The 16,144-nt window shown below is 43.4% G+C and carries 16 protein-coding genes; 6 read left to right on the top strand and 10 right to left on the bottom strand.

Features of this window, described 5'->3' with window-relative positions:
- Positions 1 to 564 (bottom strand): helix-turn-helix domain-containing protein, encoded by a 564-nt coding sequence (locus ACE4RR_RS05965; protein WP_375534492.1) that lies wholly within the window; start codon positions 562 to 564, stop codon positions 1 to 3.
- 130 nt (positions 565 to 694) lie between these two features.
- Here ACE4RR_RS05965 and ACE4RR_RS05960 point away from each other — a divergent pair, with 130 nt between their 5' ends.
- Together ACE4RR_RS05960 and ACE4RR_RS05955 are read left to right on the top strand one after the other, a co-directional pair.
- Positions 695 to 1,384 carry an AzlC family ABC transporter permease gene (locus tag ACE4RR_RS05960; RefSeq protein ID WP_375534655.1) on the top strand — a complete coding sequence of 230 codons (690 nt, stop codon included), beginning with the start codon at positions 695 to 697 and terminating at the stop codon, positions 1,382 to 1,384.
- Positions 1,384 to 1,689, top strand: coding sequence for an AzlD domain-containing protein (locus ACE4RR_RS05955; protein ID WP_375534654.1), 306 nt, complete (start codon positions 1,384 to 1,386; stop codon positions 1,687 to 1,689). Before ACE4RR_RS05960 ends, ACE4RR_RS05955 begins: the two co-directional genes overlap by 1 nt.
- A 500-nt stretch (positions 1,690 to 2,189) precedes the next feature.
- Here ACE4RR_RS05955 and ACE4RR_RS05950 read toward each other — a convergent pair whose 3' ends face one another.
- From ACE4RR_RS05950 to ACE4RR_RS05920, 7 genes are all read right to left on the bottom strand, one after another.
- A complete protein-coding gene (locus ACE4RR_RS05950; protein ID WP_375534491.1) occupies positions 2,190 to 2,678 on the bottom strand; it encodes a BsuPI-related putative proteinase inhibitor in 489 nt (162 codons plus the stop codon).
- 19 nt (positions 2,679 to 2,697) lie between these two features.
- The gene (locus ACE4RR_RS05945) at positions 2,698 to 3,543 is read right to left on the bottom strand and encodes a YitT family protein (RefSeq protein ID WP_375534490.1); all 846 of its coding nucleotides are present in this window, start codon (positions 3,541 to 3,543) and stop codon (positions 2,698 to 2,700) included.
- Between the two features lie 36 nt (positions 3,544 to 3,579).
- Positions 3,580 to 4,341: an esterase gene (gene yjfP, locus ACE4RR_RS05940; protein ID WP_375534489.1), complete on the bottom strand. Its 762-nt coding sequence runs from the start codon at positions 4,339 to 4,341 to the stop codon at positions 3,580 to 3,582.
- A 119-nt stretch (positions 4,342 to 4,460) separates the two neighbouring features.
- Complete coding sequence (locus tag ACE4RR_RS05935; protein ID WP_375534488.1) at positions 4,461 to 4,781, bottom strand: hypothetical protein; 321 nt, start codon at positions 4,779 to 4,781, stop codon at positions 4,461 to 4,463.
- Positions 4,782 to 4,930: 149 nt separating this feature from the next.
- Positions 4,931 to 5,830: a hypothetical protein gene (locus tag ACE4RR_RS05930; RefSeq protein ID WP_375534487.1), complete on the bottom strand. Its 900-nt coding sequence runs from the start codon at positions 5,828 to 5,830 to the stop codon at positions 4,931 to 4,933.
- 130 nt (positions 5,831 to 5,960) lie between these two features.
- A complete protein-coding gene (locus ACE4RR_RS05925; protein WP_375534486.1) occupies positions 5,961 to 6,329 on the bottom strand; it encodes a rhodanese-like domain-containing protein in 369 nt (122 codons plus the stop codon).
- 21 nt (positions 6,330 to 6,350) lie between these two features.
- The gene (locus tag ACE4RR_RS05920) at positions 6,351 to 7,472 is read right to left on the bottom strand and encodes an AI-2E family transporter (RefSeq protein WP_375534485.1); all 1,122 of its coding nucleotides are present in this window, start codon (positions 7,470 to 7,472) and stop codon (positions 6,351 to 6,353) included.
- A 158-nt stretch (positions 7,473 to 7,630) separates the two neighbouring features.
- Between ACE4RR_RS05920 and ACE4RR_RS05915 the strand changes: the two genes are divergently transcribed.
- From ACE4RR_RS05915 to ACE4RR_RS05900, 4 genes are all read left to right on the top strand, one after another.
- Complete coding sequence (locus ACE4RR_RS05915) at positions 7,631 to 8,551, top strand: PucR family transcriptional regulator (protein ID WP_375534484.1); 921 nt, start codon at positions 7,631 to 7,633, stop codon at positions 8,549 to 8,551.
- A 218-nt stretch (positions 8,552 to 8,769) separates the two neighbouring features.
- On the top strand, positions 8,770 to 9,870 hold the full coding sequence (locus ACE4RR_RS05910) for an ABC transporter ATP-binding protein (protein ID WP_375534483.1): 1,101 nt from the start codon (positions 8,770 to 8,772) through the stop codon (positions 9,868 to 9,870).
- Between the two features lie 227 nt (positions 9,871 to 10,097).
- Positions 10,098 to 11,180 (top strand): TAXI family TRAP transporter solute-binding subunit, encoded by a 1,083-nt coding sequence (locus ACE4RR_RS05905; protein WP_375534482.1) that lies wholly within the window; start codon positions 10,098 to 10,100, stop codon positions 11,178 to 11,180.
- Between the two features lie 290 nt (positions 11,181 to 11,470).
- On the top strand, positions 11,471 to 13,426 hold the full coding sequence (locus ACE4RR_RS05900; protein WP_375534481.1) for a TRAP transporter permease: 1,956 nt from the start codon (positions 11,471 to 11,473) through the stop codon (positions 13,424 to 13,426).
- Positions 13,427 to 13,600: 174 nt separating this feature from the next.
- On the opposite strand, the gene ACE4RR_RS05895 is transcribed toward ACE4RR_RS05900, so the two are convergent.
- Both ACE4RR_RS05895 and ACE4RR_RS05890 read right to left on the bottom strand, forming a co-directional pair.
- Positions 13,601 to 14,455, bottom strand: coding sequence for a MurR/RpiR family transcriptional regulator (locus ACE4RR_RS05895; protein ID WP_375534480.1), 855 nt, complete (start codon positions 14,453 to 14,455; stop codon positions 13,601 to 13,603).
- 72 nt (positions 14,456 to 14,527) lie between these two features.
- Positions 14,528 to 15,931 carry an aspartate aminotransferase family protein gene (locus tag ACE4RR_RS05890; RefSeq protein ID WP_375534479.1) on the bottom strand — a complete coding sequence of 468 codons (1,404 nt, stop codon included), beginning with the start codon at positions 15,929 to 15,931 and terminating at the stop codon, positions 14,528 to 14,530.
- Positions 15,932 to 16,144 lie beyond the last annotated feature (213 nt).

The following is a 16,144-nucleotide window of genomic DNA, read 5'->3' as shown; positions in this document are numbered from 1 at the left end:
TCAGCTGTTTGAATAATGGATCATCATCGTAAACACTGCCCTTGTTTCTCCTGGATTTCTGTAAACGTGATCAACATCTGCGCGGAAACGTAGGGCATCCCCTTTTTCAAGGGCAAATTTCTCCGAATGATACAGTACTTCAAGACTTCCCCTCTGCAAAAATATGTATTCCTCCACCCCTTCCGGATGGGCAGCCGATTCATAGGTCACCTTCTCATCCATCTCTACATAAAAGGATTCCATTGGTGTATATTGATCCTTAGCAAATAATGGCTTTACATGAAAGCCTCCCGGCTCGCTTTCAATTGTTTCAAGATTCTGGTATTTAACGTGCTTCGCAGATGGCCGGTCAACATCGATAAAAACGGAGAACGCCACTTGAAGACCGTTTGCAATTTTCCATAGAGTTCCGACTGTCGGGTTCGATTCCCCTCTTTCAATCTGCCCAAGCATCGGCTTGCTCACGCCCGTATGCTTTGCCGTATCCTCCAGGTTCCAGCCTTTCTTCCTTCTCAATTCCTTCAATCGTTTTCCAATAAGGTGATTCAGCTGTTCTTTTTCCATTTTTTCATCAAGCTCCCTTGTCATTTTTTATGCTATAACATACAATAAATATAATATAATATATATGCTGATAGGAGTGTCTTCTGTGCGGATTGCCGTATTTCTTCCATCGAACAGCTTTGCTGCAGGAATGAAGGATGGACTCTCTATCGCTCTTGGCTACTTACCTGCTGCGATCACATATGGATTTATTGCGCAGACAACAGGGCTGACAATGGCAGAAACACTGCTGATGAGTCTGCTCGTTTTTGCAGGGGCTGCCCAATATATGGCACTCAGCCTGATTGCTGCCGGCACAGGAGCGTTTGAGATTATTTTTACCACCTTTATTGTCAACATCCGGCACTTTCTCATGAGTGCCTCCTTAAACGAAAAAGCAGAACCGGATCACCCTTTAACTAAAGCCGGTTATGCCTTTGGTATTACTGATGAAGTGTTTGCCGTGACCTCTATGAAGGAGGGAGCCGTTACTTCTTCATATATTTATGGAGTGTTTCTCATCGGCTATGCAAGCTGGGTCGTTCATTCCGGCCTCGGCCATGCCGCAGGTGCCCTTCTTCCGGAAACACTGCAGCAGAGCCTGGCATTTGCGTTATATGCCTTGTTCATTGCGCTTCTCGCTCCTTCGTTGAAAAAATATCGAAAAGTAGTATTTTTAGCGGCTTTGGCTGCGGTTCTTAACAGCATATTTGGTTTGTTTATGGCAGAAGGCTGGGCTATCATTCTCGCTACTCTTATAGCTGCAACTGTTCTTGAAATGATAGAGCCTCATTCAAAAAGAGTTTCTACAACAGATACAGTGAAGGAGGCGGAGCAGTGATGTCAATACAAATGATGCTTATTATTACCGGTATGGCAGTTGTTACCTATATTCCTAGAATGCTGCCTCTTGTATTCTTAAACTCTCGAAAAATCCCAGCTAGACTTGAAGGCATTTTAAAAAATGTTCCTTATGCAGCACTTGGTGCATTAATTTTTCCAGCTGTGCTTACCGTACACGATAATCCACTTTTTGGGGTGTCAGGAGCTGCAGCCGCGCTTCTTATCTCATTTCTTGGCGGGAATCTAATTATGGTTGTACTGGGCTCAATCCTTTTCCTTTCCCTTTTGATGCCATTTTTTTAAGTATTAGATTTATAAAGATAGGCGGCGGGTTGAGTGGCTGACAATAGATCCGTTATTTGAGAAAATTTCACTCTTCTTGAATGGCTGGCGGACATCAGGTCCGCTAACGGCTTGAATGGAGGGGAAAATGGCTTCCTTCTCGACCGATAACGGAACTCATGTCCTGCAAAACCTTAATAACAGGATTCTTGGGGCAAATAGCTGAATCATTGTCCGCATATATCTTTTAACAAATTCTTGTCTTGTCGCTGGTTCAGGCGTCAGATACCTTAGCCTTTCTTAGAATTTCATCCTTTACATATAGAGCGGAGCAAGCGAGACGCAAGGTCGATTAAAACCTGACACGTCCGTGGCCAACATCGACACTAGCACCTCGCGGGAAAATAACGGCGGAAAATCCCGAAAGGAGCGCCCAGCTGCCGAGAAGGTTGAAGCGTTGCCCGCGCTATGCTAAAAACTTTCATCCTTGAATAAAGCAGGCGGCCGAAAGACCGCCTGCTTTATTCAACTGAAAACGTCTGATCTGCTGATAGCGGCTTCTGCGGCGACTCTCCGTTTACAGATTCAGCAGTAACTTCAAAATGTACCCGATAGGCACCGCTTTCTAATGGATCCGGGAGCTTTTCTTCCCATGTTTTACTGCTGCCGGCTTCGATGGTGACCTCTTTGAGAGCCTGAGTAAACATCTGTCCGTCCGAATACCGATAAACTTTTTCTCCACTTTCTTCTTCCGTAATCGTGACATCAATTTCCTGGCCGCTTTTAAACTGAAGTGTGAGATCCTCTTCCGTCGTATTTTCGAGCTTCATCTGCCATGATGATCTGTCCTCACTTAATTGACCAGTAAGCATCAGGGAATCAGTTGACATTTGTGCCTGCCCCCTTTCCTCACCCTTTGAGTTTGAATCTTCAGAGCTTTCTTCGGAGCCACACCCTCCTGCTCCACAAGCAAGAAGCAAAAGAAAGGATAAAAGAACAAGTTTGTTCATCTTTTTTTGCTCCTTTCTATTATTTGTCTCTCCGGAACATTCCAAATATTCCAGCTGTGTTCACAATATTTGTAAAGGCTTTGTCGTCCACCACTTTTAATACCTGCTCGAGCGCATAAAGCTCATACCGCGTAATGACGATCATTAATACTTCTTTGTTAGCTGCGTCATATCCTCCCCGCGCCGGCATTCTTGTAATACCGCGGGTAATATTTTTGTGAATGGCTTCCCGTACTTCGTCCGGTTTTTTCGTAACAATGAAAGCCGTCAGCTTTACATGCCGTGTATGAATCGCATCAATGACCCTGGAGCCGACATACAGTGTAACAAGCGTATATAAAGCACTCTCCCAGTCGAATAATAGCCCTGCTGCAATAACTATTAATGCATTCAGCAGGAAGAAATACGTTCCTACCGGGCGGTCACTCTGCTGGGCAAGCACAAGTGCTACAATATCAAGTCCGCCTGCGGAAGCCCCCCATTTTAACGCAATAGCAGCTCCGACCGCTGTGATAACGCCGCCGAAAACCCCATTTAATAGGATATCCTGAGAGAGAGCCTGAACCGGAACTATTTCCAGAAAAAATGTCGTTAATGCTACATGTAAAAAGCTGTAAAATGTAAAGAGCTTTCCTACCCGGATCCAGCCGAGAACCGCAATCGGGATATTTAAGAGGAAGAGCCAGACACCAGTGGATAATGGGAGCAGCGAGGAAAGAATCTGTGCCACACCGGTTGCACCACTTGCAAAAACATTTGCAGGAACTAAAAATAAATTCAAGCCGACTGCAACAATCAGCGCTCCGATAATAATTACGCCAATTTTCTGCATTTCCTGCATCAGCGTCGTGTGCCTTGTAATCATAAAAAGACTCCCCTCCTTTTACCAATAGGAAAATACCTAGATATGATGTAATGTCCAGTCTGCCATATCAAGCATACCCGCTCGTGTAACTTTGTGTCCTGCTGATGGATCAAGCCGGTAATCGATGTTTGTACTGTCATTCTGTGATTCTTTGATTTCTTTGTAAAACTCATAAGATTCATGGTAAGAAACAACATCATCATCCTGGCCGTGCCAGAAAAAAACGGGCCTGTCCGCTATCACTTCCTGATTTTGACTGAGGTCATATGGAATCAGCTTTTGTATCAGCTTTTCTGTTTCTTCTTCTGTTAATGGCAGAGCTCCCTGCTGCTCTAATACAGTAATCTGATGCCGTGCAAAGGATTCCCAGGAGGGACTTCCCATAAGTATAGAAGCCCCTTTAATCCATGAATAAGCAGCAAGAACGCCGCAGGCAATTATCCCTCCCATGGATGTTCCTGCAATAAACAAACGCTTATCATCAATAAGCTTTTGTCTCTCCAATTCCTCACGTATTATTGCAGTTTCATTCACACTTTGCAGAACAATAGTCCAAAACTGCAAAAGCATCTGCTTTTCTGTAAGGCCCTCATGTCTTTCCCCATGATGGGCAGCTTCAGGCATAATTACACGAACTCCATTTTTTGCCAGATTGTAGGCAAAATGGAGATTATGTTCTTTACCACTTAAAAAACCGTGCCAGAATATCACGGCCGGCAGCGGTTCTTCACTAACAGCACTGTCCGTTATATGTAAGGCGGGAATGTCTGCGATGCATTCGTCTGTTACAGTAATCATATCATTTCAGCGCCCTTTATTTCATAGTCATAAGTTCCTTTTATATTGTACTTTACTATGGAAGTGGTTAAAAGAAAAAAGCAGCCGCTCCTTAGGATAAAGGTGCGGCTGTTTCACGGTTACTGCTTTTTATTATCGTCCTCAATACTGGAATGAACAGGATCTTCACCGGTTTCCTGAGCTTTATTAAAGTGCTGGACAGAATGCATAGCTCCCTCGGAAACCATTTTATTATCCTCGAAATCATATGGCTCGGAATGGCCTACTTTTTCATTCAACTTCTCATCTTCTGCTTCCTTTGTTCTGCCATTCCATTTAGCCAGAGTCTGCTGAGAAGCCTGCTTTAGCTTTTCCCTCTTCTCTTCATCTCTTAAAATAAATGTTGCTGCACCGACTGCGCCTGCAACTACTGTTGATAGTAAAACACTTCGCTTACCCATAACAATCCCTCACTTCATAAAAATGATTGTACATCGAATGTGATCGTTTTAAAGAATTACATTTATACTTTTTCCCTGTTCAAAGGAGAATAAACATCTTTTCCAGTATCCAGTATACAGTACCTTTGAAGATGAACAGCTGTCACATTTTATCTTTCATAGCCTTCCAGCTGTCCGGACCAAAGTCCAATTCGTTCTACGTCCTTATTTTCATTGGCAATAAACCAGAGGCTTCCATTGTTCACATGATAGATATGTACCGTCTTTCCGTCAATTTCTTCTTGAATATAATCGGACCCATGTGCCCTGGCCACATCAAAAAGCGAATCCCCGACCGCGGCACCCCGGGCTGTTTCCCACTCTGAAGAGGAAAGGATCAGATAGGTAACTTGATTCTCTGCAGCTTCCACCTGAAGGTCTGGTACTTCTCCTGTACGATTCTCCCCAAAACGATCGGTGTAAGTAAATTCATGCATATTACCGTGAAACCCTATATAATCAGCTGCATTTCCGAAAGCTGTATTCCAATGAATATCAATCTTATTATTAATATCATCGATACTCTCACCAACTCTTATGTTACCAGTGCTCAGCATATCGGCCGTTTCCAGATGAAGCCTGCCGGAGTCGTCCTTCCAATCAGCCGTAAGTCCGGCATCCTGAAGAGTAGTCACATTGACAAATTCTCTTCCGTCGATTTCTACGATCAATTGATTCTCCTCAAGATAATCATAGGCAGAATCCGCCTCAGTAAATACAGCATTCCTCTCTACCTCTGCAAATTCATTCATTCCCCTCACAGCAGCCGTCAAAGGGACCAGCAATTCGCCGTTATTAAATACAGGCGGGCCGCTTAGGCTGTCGGACTGGCCGTCTATGTAAAGCTCATACTCTTCTGCTGTTTCACGATCCCCGGATTCTTCAGCAGGCGCTTCCTGTTCTTCCACCTCTGAGTTATCATCAAACACAGGTAAAGGTGGTGCTGCTGCTGCTTGTCCCGCCGTCCCGGTAAAAAACAGAAAACATGCAAAATAAAGAATTTTTTTCATAATTTTCCTCCTAACATCTAAAAAAATCATGGCTCACCACCAGGGGCCAAAAAGTTGAAACTTTCATAATGTACAAAAAAATGGCCCCTCCAACGCACTTTCCATTAGAGAAGGCCGGGTTCCGGGTTGTTTACTTATAAAGATCCTTCATATTCTGGACAGGGTTTTCCATTCCTGATTCAGTTTCACGGTCCCAGGCAAGCATTCCACCTGCAAAATTTCTCACGTTCTCAATTCCGTTATCTTTTAAAAATAAAGCAGTATGGTGGCTCCTGCTCCCGCTTCTGCACACTAAAATATAGTCCTTATCTTTCTCAAACTCTTCGATAACCTCCGGAAATGAATGCATCGGAAGAAGCGGAACTCCCGGGATATGTCCCTCCACATATTCATCAGGCTCTCTTACATCAATAATGATTGGAGATTTCTCTTTCTTATCATATATTCTTTTTATTTCATCGATCTCTATCTGCTCAATTCCTTCGAGCTCGTAGCTCATGAGACTCCCTCTTTTCTTTGACTATTTTACATTTGCTGGCGGAGGTGTTTTATTTTCCTCATCTCTTTTCGCACGCAGCTTAATAAGCCTGTACGTATGGCTTGCAATTACTTTAATTACGGCATATGCCGGCACCGCAAAAATTAAACCGAGCAGGCCAGCAAGGCTTCCTGCCACTAGTAGCAGCAATATGATCGTTAACGGATGAATCTGCAGCTTTCTGCCCATTACCTGTGGAGAAATCAGGTTGCTTTCAATCTGCTGGACGATCACTACTACAAGGATAACAAGTAATGCCGTAAAGGGCGAGTCAAGCAGACCGACAATGACACCGGGAAAAGTACCAATCCACGGTCCGATAAATGGTATAACATTTGTAAACATCGCTACTAAAGCGAGTACAAGCGCATAATCGAGACCGATAACCTGATAGCCGATAAAGACACAAATTCCTACAAAAAAACTGACAATAATCTGCCCTTGAATATAGGAACTCAACGCTTCATCCATATCGTGAAGAATACGGCGTCCTTCTTTCTCCTGCTGCGCAGGAAGAAGCTTCAAAATAAATTCAGGCGCCTTTTCCCCCTCTTTAAGCATATAGAACAAAATAAAAGGAAGAATGAGTATAATAATAACAACACTCGTTATCATTCCGACAATGCTTGCGATATTGCTTCCGATGCCGGACAAGGAGTTCCGCAGATACTCTGAAGCTCTGGACGTTATTTCCGACCAGGAAACGCCATCCATTTCCTGAAGGAAGCGGTTGAACCATTCTTGATTCTGCAGCTGAACAGCTAATCTCTGTGTATCATTAATTAACGACGGTATGTTATTAATCAATCCGGTAAACTGTTTCTGCAGCTCCGGACCGACAATCAGGACAAGTCCGGTTATGATGCCTGCAGCAAGTAAATACAGGATGGCTATCGCTAATGTTCTCGGCATTTTCTTAGCGAGCAGATTCACGAACGGCCTAAACAGATAAAACATGATTCCTGCTATCACAATAGGAGCAAACAAAGTAGAAACTAATACGACGAGAGGCTGGAATATAAAATCAACAAGTGTTCCGAGAAAAATGATTAACAGGATTAATATTAATCCGTAGCAAATCCTGAAAAACTTACTTTGGGGCATATCATCACCACGTATTTGTCAGTTTTGTTGTTCTTTTAATCATACCATAATTTTCATGTAAAAATGCCTAAAACCCTCTTCCATATTACCTGAATTCTTTCATTTTAAAACACTGGATGAGAAAACCAAATGTTAGTATTATAAAAGCAGAGACAGTAATGAGAATAGGAGTGGACCAGATGATTGAAAAGCTTCAGGCGATCCTGCCCGATGTGAAAAGATGGGCGGATGTATCAGAAAAGGAAAAGAATCAATACACTGTATATGAAACGCCTGCACAAGAAAAAATAGCGATAAACCTGGACACCCTGGCTCCTAATGAAAAGGCACTCGTAAATACGCTCTTAAAAAAGGTTCAGGAAAAACCATTCGAGCCGGGAAATCAAGCACTATACGACTATTTAATGGAAGAATCCGCAAAGCCGGACACCTTTTCGAGACTTACATATTTTCGTTTTATTCATATTCACGGACGTAAGCTGTATGAAACGAGACTTGAACTCACTGAAGCGTTAAGTGGTTATTTTGATGAAAACGTCCTGATCACATTTCTGTCAGAGCACGATCTTATTGCTGTCATCGGCGATATCGGCATTGACACCTCCATTTTTCACGCAGATGAAATAGCCGAAATATTAATGGGCGATTTGTTTTTGGATGTAAAGGTTTACAGCGGCAGACGTGTACACGCAGAGGAAATGGTCTCTTCTATATATCAAGTAGAACGCAGACTGTTTCAGGCTCTGCAGGAGGAGCTTCCTAAAGTGAAAGCATTCACCGGCTATGACATGCTGCCTTTTGCACTACCTGCATTTTCCTCAAAAGAAAGGCAGCAGCTTTTGTCTTACACGCTCGCCGGCATGGAACGAGATGATGAAATGCTTGAGACACTTTATCATTTTTTTCAATGTCACTTAAACATCAGCTCCACCGCGAAAACACTTCATATGCATCGCAATACACTGCAGTACCGACTTGACAAAATCACAGAAAGGACAGGTATGGATATTCGACAATTTCCAGCTGCCGTTCCTATGTATCTGCTCATTAAGAAAGCACATCTCACCGCAAATCCATAAGCTTTGCTCCGGGAACGGTGACGATAACACTTCGTGTGCGTCTTTATTCGTTTTTGAACCATAACACATGACGTGTTTCTCCACGATACAGCAGGTTGCACAAAGCAGCCTGTCGTTTTTTTGTTCAGTTTGTCCATATGAAAGCGCATCCATCGAAGGTATAGTAAAACACAGATAAAGCGATTATATTTTTTAAGAATTAAAGGAGATGGACAAACATGGCAGAAATTCAACTCAATCATATTGATAAAGTCTACGACGGTGATGTAAAAGCTGTAAGCGACTTTAATCTCGACATTCAGGATAAAGAATTTATTGTCTTCGTCGGCCCTTCCGGTTGTGGTAAATCAACCACACTGCGGATGATTGCCGGCCTCGAGGACATTACAGACGGAGACCTGCTTATTGATGAAAAGCGAATGAATGATGTGCCTCCGAAAGACCGGGACATCGCAATGGTATTCCAAAACTATGCCCTGTACCCTCATATGAACGTTTATGACAACATGGCATTCGGCCTCAAACTCCGGAAGTTTCCAAAGACAGAAATTAAAGAGCGCGTTGATAACGCTGCTAAAATTCTCGGTCTCGAAGAATATCTGGACAGAAAACCGAAAGCCTTATCCGGCGGTCAGCGTCAGCGTGTCGCCCTCGGACGTGCGATCGTCCGCGATCCGAAGGTTTTCTTGATGGACGAGCCTTTATCCAACCTTGATGCAAAGCTTCGTGTACAGATGCGTGCAGAAATCATTAAGCTTCATAAGCGGCTTGATTCTACAACTATATACGTAACACACGACCAGACAGAAGCAATGACAATGGCTACGAGAATCGTTATTATGAAAGACGGGATCGTTCAGCAGGTCGGCTCTCCAAAAGATGTGTACGATAACCCGGAAAACATGTTTGTCGGCGGGTTTATCGGCTCCCCATCCATGAACTTTATGGAGGGACAGCTTGAAGGGAACCGCTTTAAAATCGGCAATGAATCTGTTGAAGTACCTGAAGGAAAAATGAAAGTACTCCGCGAAAAAGGATTTGTAGATAAGCCGCTTGTTCTCGGCATTCGGCCGGAGGATATTCATGATGAGCCGCTGTTTATCGAATCTTCTCCCGAGTCCACGTTACACTTTGATATTGAAGTGTCAGAGATGAACGGTGCAGAAACAATTCTATACAGCAACATCAGCGGTCAGCAGTGTATCGCCCGTGTTGACTCCCGCACTACTGTGGAATCCGGTCACAGGGTAGAATTGGCTCTGAATATGAATAAGTGTCACTTCTTTGACCCGGATTCTGAAGATAGAATTGTCAAATAACCTTTGTTCCCCCCTTATATTTATATATAGAAAATGTCCTGCTGCAGCTGCGGCAGGACATTTTCCTTTTCCCGAAATTTTCCGATTTTCTAGGAAAAATGTCAGATTATCAAACAAAGTTATTGTTTCTTTCGACATGATAATACTTTGACATGTCCAGTATTTTTTGATTAAATTATACTGAACAAAGATTCAATAATTTGGAATTTAAAGGGGGTTTTCGATTTATGAAAAAATGGTCATTTCTTCTAGTTCTAATGCTCTCGTTCGGCCTCATCCTTGCTGCCTGTGGCGGCGGAGAAAACGAAGGAGATGCCGGAGAAAATTCCGGTGATGATGGTGGAGAAGAAGCAGCTGATGCTATGACAGAGCTGCAGCTTGGTACTGGCTCTACAGGAGGCACTTATTATCCTCTCGGACAGGAAATTGCCAATGTACTTAACGACAATGTGGACATTGAAGGTTTTGATGTCAGCTCGGTTTCTTCTGATGCATCTATTGATAATATTGCCCAAATCGGCCGCGGTGAAATGCAGCTTGGAATGTCTGTACACCTAAGTGCTCTTGAGGCGCTCGAAGGTGCGGGAGACTTTGACGGTGAAACGATCGATAACTTTGGGTTTATGGGACACATTTATCCGGAGGTCATGCAGGTTGTAACGACGGAAGACACAGGAATCACTTCCATTGCAGATCTTGAAGGCAAGCGTGTCAACCTCGGTCCTGCAGGAAGTGCATCCAACTCGGCAGGAAAATTAATTCTTGAAGCGCACGGATTAGAAGAAGGCGACTATAAAGTCTATGAAGAAGGCTTCGGTGATGCAGCCGGACGTCTTCAAGATGGGAAACTTGAAGCAAACTTTGGCCTTCTCGGTCTGCCGGCAGGGAATGTCACAGAACTTGCTACTCAGCGTGAGGTAGTAATACTGCCAATCGAAGACGAAGCAATGGAATATATTGAAGAAAACAGTGAATATGGCCCTCTTGAAATCGAAGCTGATATTTATGATTTCATGGATGAGCCGGTCACCACAATTACAGCATATGCTGTATTAATTGGTTCTCTTGATCAGGTAGATGAAGACACAGGCTATGAAATTACGAAACAGCTTTACGAGAATGCAGATAGTATTTCTCATGAGCAGGGCGAGTTTATGACAATGGAAAACATCATGAACGGCTCTGAAGGAATGCCTCTCCATCCTGGTTCAGAGAGATATTTTGAAGAAGAAGGACTCTTGGATGGAGAAGCCAGTGATACAGAAGGTGAAGAGGAGTCCGATTCAGAAGACGAGGACGAAGAGGGTTAATGCCCTGCGTCCAATGGCCGGAGTAATCCGGCCTTTTTTTATACTTAAATAAATTAAGCTGAAATTTCATAAGTTCTCGAATTGTCCTTTTCACCAGGGCATTGGTTTACTTTCAGGTCATCGGTTCACTCCATTGGAAGCTACTGCTTTAATTAAAGCATTATCTAATATAAATTAAAGGATTTACGTCTGCTATCATTAATATAATATAGTAATAGTATTTTCATATTTTTTTCGACAGTAAGCGCAGCATTATTCGATTGGAAATTTAACATAAGGTGGTGCAGAGCATGGCAGACAATAACAAATTGAATGACCTTTCCCAGGAAGAGCTTTTGAAAAAATTTGACAAAGAATCGGCTTACCGGACTAATTTGGGCCGCTGGATGATTGTTGTTTCATTAATCGGAATTGCCTTAACCATCTTTCACCTCGTGACTGCAGGGAACCCTTATCGGTCGGTCATTCAGGGGGCTATTCATCTGGCCGGTGGAATGTCGCTGATTTTTTTACTCTACCCTATCAAAAAGTCGTTGACGAACCGAAAAGGCATTCCCTTTTATGACGTCATACTGGCATTTATTGCTTTATTCGTAAACTTTTATATCGTTTATAATTATGACGATTTATTCCGAAGCTCCATCATTGCGGGCTACGATGTAATAGATAAAACCGTCGCCATTACATTTATTGTGCTGCTGCTTGAAGGCACACGCCGCGCAGTCGGTCTGCCGATTGTCGTTATTGCTGTGCTTGCGATTGCGTATGGTCTCTGGGGAAGTGGTATTCCTAATTTCGGACATGCGGGCTTTAACTTTGACCGGCTGATGACCCAGCTCGTATATTCTAGTGAAGCGATTTTTGGTACACCGATTCAAATATCTTCAACGTATATTTATCTGTTCTTATTTTTCGGTGTGATGCTGGTCAAAACAAACATCGGACAATTTTTTAATGACCTGGCTTTTGGTCTGACAGGTAAGTACACAGGCGGCACGGCCAAGGCTGCGGTAGTTGCCTCCGGCCTCCAGGGAATGGTAACAGGCAGCTCTGTGGCTAATACAGTAAGTTCCGGTTCTTTTACCATTCCAATGATGAAACGTGCCGGATTCAAGCCGGAATTTGCCGCTGCCACCGAAGCCTCTGCCTCTACAGGCGGGCAGATTATGCCGCCGATTATGGGTGCAGCCGCATTTATTATGATAGAAACGATTAACGTTTCCTATAATACTATTATCGTTGCAGCAATCGTCCCAGCTCTGCTGTATTTTACCGGGGTATTTATCGGCACACACTTTGAAGCACGCAAGCTCAAAATTTACGGGCAGCCCAAAAGTGAACTGCCCTCTGCAAGAGATTTATTAAAAAGAGCAGACCTCACTTTCCCATTAGTCGCCATTTTATTTATGCTATACAGCGGCTATACTCCTACTACTGCTGCTTTATGGGGTATAGCGGCAGCATTTGCCATTAGTTTTTTACGCAGGGATACGAGGCTTTCCATAAAAGGAATGGTAGAGACGCTGGAGCAGGGCGCGAGGATTGCACTTCCGGTAATAGCTGCCTGTGCATCCGCCGGTATCATTGTCGGCATAGTTGTTTTTACCGGTCTCGGCGGAAAGATAGCGAACGGCATCATTGACCTTGCCGGCGGACAGTTTTTCCTCGTAATGTTTTTCACCATGATTGCTTGTATCATTCTCGGAATGGGGCTGCCTACTACCGCCAATTACGTAGTTACCGCCTCCTTAGCAGCTCCCGCATTGATGGCCTTTGACGTTCCGGAAATTGCAGCTCACTTTTTCGTGTTCTATTTCGGAATTGTTGCTGACATAACACCGCCTGTCTGCCTGGCGGCCTATGCCGGCGCGGGAATTGCGAGAGCAAACCCAATGAAAGCCGGGGTTACGTCTGTTAAACTCGCGATCGCCGCATTTGTCATTCCATATATCTTTGTCACCAACCCGGTACTGCTATTGCAGGATGCAGAATGGTCCACCCTCATTCCAGCGCTTATAACAGCACTGCTTGGAATGATTGGAGTCAGCGCAGGGATGATTAATTATTTCGTGATTAAAAACAATATTCTTGAGCGGGCTGCCCTGCTAGGCGGCGGCATTATGCTTCTGCTTCCAAATTTACTTTACTCCAGCATAGGATTCGTCTTACTGGCGCTAGTATATACCATTCAACGGATCCGCAGCGGAAAAGGGAAAAATAAACCTGAAGAAACTGCCGTCTCATAAGGCACGCAGGGAGTACCGGCGAATGGCAGTCCGTATGAAACCAGCCTCTTCGTCATTCATCAAAAAGTGGCTGAAAAAGTAAAAAAAGCTTCCGATTATCAAAAAAGATAGTCGGAAGCTTTACGTTTGAATTTTTGCGCGAAATTTTAGCTTTTCTATACAGGTTTTTTGGACTTAATCATAAAATACATCAAAGGTGTCCCATAGACCTTCTAATTCGTTCAGCCTGCCTTCTACCTTCTTGTGCTGCGATCGAGTCACCGCAGTGACTAAAGCACTGACGATACTGAGCGGAGCGGAGAAGGAATCAATAAATGAATTAATTTCAGTGGCTGCCAGCAGCTTTCTATCACCGAATGGAACGAGCGGAGACATCAGATGATCAGTGAGAACGAGGGTCTTTGCCCCCCGCTGCTTTACATAGCGTAACACCTCGACAGTCCGCTTCGTATACCTGGAAAAACCGAATCCAATGACGAGATCATTTTCGGAAATATCTAATAGATGTTCAGATACTCCGTCTGCTTCTCTCAGCAGCTCGGTATTTTGGAGAACAAGATCTAGATAAAATTCAAGAAAAGAACCGATGCTGGCTGCGCTGCGATAAGCAATAATATAAATACGTTTTGCCCGGACAATATCATTTACGGCTCCTTGAAATTCCTTAGAGTCTACTTGATGAAGTGTGTCTTTCAGGTTCTGGATATCATCAGCCAGAATTTCTTTAACAGCATTTTCAGGTTGGTCTTCTTTATCAGTTGTACGAGCAAAAACTTCTGCAGAGGTCCATTTGCGCTGCAGTGCTTCCTGTAGATGACGCTGCATATCAGGGTACCCTTTAAATTCTAGAAACACAGCGAAGCGAATAACCGTCGCTTCTCCTACTCCTGCATTTTTAGCCAGCTTTGACGCGGTGAGAAAGGGTGCTGTTTCTGCATGGTTGATCAAATAGCCTGCGATCTTTTTCTGCGATTTACTCATGCTGTCCTGCAGTGCAGTAATTCTTTGAAAAACATCGCTCTCGAGCATAGCAGTCGTCCTCCCTTGCATTGAGCCGCATACAGCTTCTAACAAGACCTGCCAAAACTCTCCGCCATTATCTCATGAAGAAGGCTGGGAGTGAATAAACGTTTCCTGGATGGCTTCCGAGAAAGCATTCAGAGTGCGGGAAATGTCCTCATCTGTATGAGCAGTAGATAAACTGTATCGATTCATAGGTTTTGTGTATATGCCTTTTTGAAGAAGACGGAAATCAATTTCTTTCCGTGTAGCCAGATCCGTTTTCTGCAGGTCCCTGTAATTTTTCAATCTGCCTTTTGCATTCAATACTACACTAAATATTGAACCAATGCCAATAGTCCTCCCGTCTATGCCGAGGTCTTGAAACAATTGATCTATGCCCTTTTTTAAACGGTTTGTTCTCTCCAGCACAGTGTTCATCTCTTCTTCCATGATCGATAACACTTCTAACCCGGCAGCTAAAATCATTGGATGCCCGTTGTACGTACCGCTGTGGAAAAGTACATCCTTCGTAGAGGAATGGGCGCTTTGACTGCTGTCAAATACATCTGATCCCCCCGTGGGAGCACTTACCATCATAATTTCCTTTTTTCCGCCGGTCACACCGATAGGATATCCTGCGCCGATTGCTTTTCCCAGTACTGTAAGATCAGGAGTTACACCATAAATACTTTGAGCACCTCCGACACAAATACGGTAGCAGGTTTTTACCTCGTCAAAAATTAGAACAATGTTCAATTCTTCTGTACATTTTCTCAAGCCATTCATAAACTCCTGCTCCGCCGGAATAAAACCAGCCTGTACTGGTTCAATAATTACAGCACCTATTTCATCCTTATGTTTCTTCAGAATTTTTATACAAGAGTTTAAATCGTTAAAAGGCAGAATAATCGTATTACGCGAATGTGATGGGTGCATTCCCTTTGACTCAGGAAAAGAGGCAGGTTCTTCTTCTCTGCCAGCCTCGTGAACTGATGGACTCACGCTTACAAGAACCTGGTCGTAGCCTCCGTGATAATGCCCTTCAAATTTCGCTACCTTGTGTTTGTTCGTATAAGCAGCTGCAAGTCTTAACGCCAGCTGTGTCGCCTCTGTACCTGAATTCGTGTAGCGGATTAGTTCCATGCTTGGAAAATGCTTTTGCAGTCTCTTTCCCATTTCTACTTCTAAATGGTGAGGGGTGCCGAAGAGCCACGTTCCGTCCTTATCCATTTGCTTAACGACTGCCTCACGCACACGGTCGTGGCCATGACCGGTAACCAGAGCTCCATAACTCATTAAGTAATCAATATACGTATTATTATCAAGATCTGTCAGCTGCGCCCCCTTTCCTTGCTTCATCACAATCGGCCAAGGCTCAAAATACTTTATATTTGCTGTAACTCCTCCCGGCATGACGGATTCTGCTTCCTTCATAAATGCTGCAGAAGCAGCAGTTTTCTTTTGGAAGTCTAGGATTGGATGATTCAGCTTGTGAACTGCCATCAATGTTCGCTCCTTTGTGAATTATATATTTCATAACAAATTAATTTGAATTATATATTTCATATTAACGAAATAAAACCAGTTTGTGAAGTATTAATTTCACTTTTTTATTTTTATGAAATATATTATTCTTACATCATATGAATGATCTCTTTCATTGATGACTTAAAAAGAATGTAAAATTTCATTATGTGCGTGTACCCATTAAAAATC

It is taken from the genome of Alteribacillus sp. HJP-4 (assembly GCF_042139015.1).
In the GTDB taxonomy this organism is placed as follows: domain Bacteria; phylum Bacillota; class Bacilli; order Bacillales; family Marinococcaceae; genus JBHIKY01.
The sequence above is the reverse complement of the archived record's forward strand: the minus strand, read 5'-3'. Positions and strand labels throughout refer to the sequence as shown.

Coding starts and splice junctions, on each gene's coding strand:
- yjfP (WP_375534489.1), bottom strand. CDS start 4,341: ATGATTACTGTAACAGACGAATGCATCGCAGACATTCCCGCCTTACAT.
- ACE4RR_RS05945 (WP_375534490.1), bottom strand. CDS start 3,543: ATGATTACAAGGCACACGACGCTGATGCAGGAAATGCAGAAAATTGGC.
- ACE4RR_RS05960 (WP_375534655.1), top strand. CDS start 695: ATGAAGGATGGACTCTCTATCGCTCTTGGCTACTTACCTGCTGCGATC.
- ACE4RR_RS05915 (WP_375534484.1), top strand. CDS start 7,631: ATGAGAATAGGAGTGGACCAGATGATTGAAAAGCTTCAGGCGATCCTG.
- ACE4RR_RS05895 (WP_375534480.1), bottom strand. CDS start 14,455: ATGCTCGAGAGCGATGTTTTTCAAAGAATTACTGCACTGCAGGACAGC.
- ACE4RR_RS05905 (WP_375534482.1), top strand. CDS start 10,098: ATGAAAAAATGGTCATTTCTTCTAGTTCTAATGCTCTCGTTCGGCCTC.
- ACE4RR_RS05925 (WP_375534486.1), bottom strand. CDS start 6,329: ATGAGCTACGAGCTCGAAGGAATTGAGCAGATAGAGATCGATGAAATA.
- ACE4RR_RS05965 (WP_375534492.1), bottom strand. CDS start 564: ATGGAAAAAGAACAGCTGAATCACCTTATTGGAAAACGATTGAAGGAA.
- ACE4RR_RS05910 (WP_375534483.1), top strand. CDS start 8,770: ATGGCAGAAATTCAACTCAATCATATTGATAAAGTCTACGACGGTGAT.
- ACE4RR_RS05930 (WP_375534487.1), bottom strand. CDS start 5,830: ATGAAAAAAATTCTTTATTTTGCATGTTTTCTGTTTTTTACCGGGACG.
- ACE4RR_RS05955 (WP_375534654.1), top strand. CDS start 1,384: ATGTCAATACAAATGATGCTTATTATTACCGGTATGGCAGTTGTTACC.
- ACE4RR_RS05890 (WP_375534479.1), bottom strand. CDS start 15,931: ATGGCAGTTCACAAGCTGAATCATCCAATCCTAGACTTCCAAAAGAAA.
- ACE4RR_RS05920 (WP_375534485.1), bottom strand. CDS start 7,472: ATGCCCCAAAGTAAGTTTTTCAGGATTTGCTACGGATTAATATTAATC.
- ACE4RR_RS05935 (WP_375534488.1), bottom strand. CDS start 4,781: ATGGGTAAGCGAAGTGTTTTACTATCAACAGTAGTTGCAGGCGCAGTC.
- ACE4RR_RS05950 (WP_375534491.1), bottom strand. CDS start 2,678: ATGAACAAACTTGTTCTTTTATCCTTTCTTTTGCTTCTTGCTTGTGGA.
- ACE4RR_RS05900 (WP_375534481.1), top strand. CDS start 11,471: ATGGCAGACAATAACAAATTGAATGACCTTTCCCAGGAAGAGCTTTTG.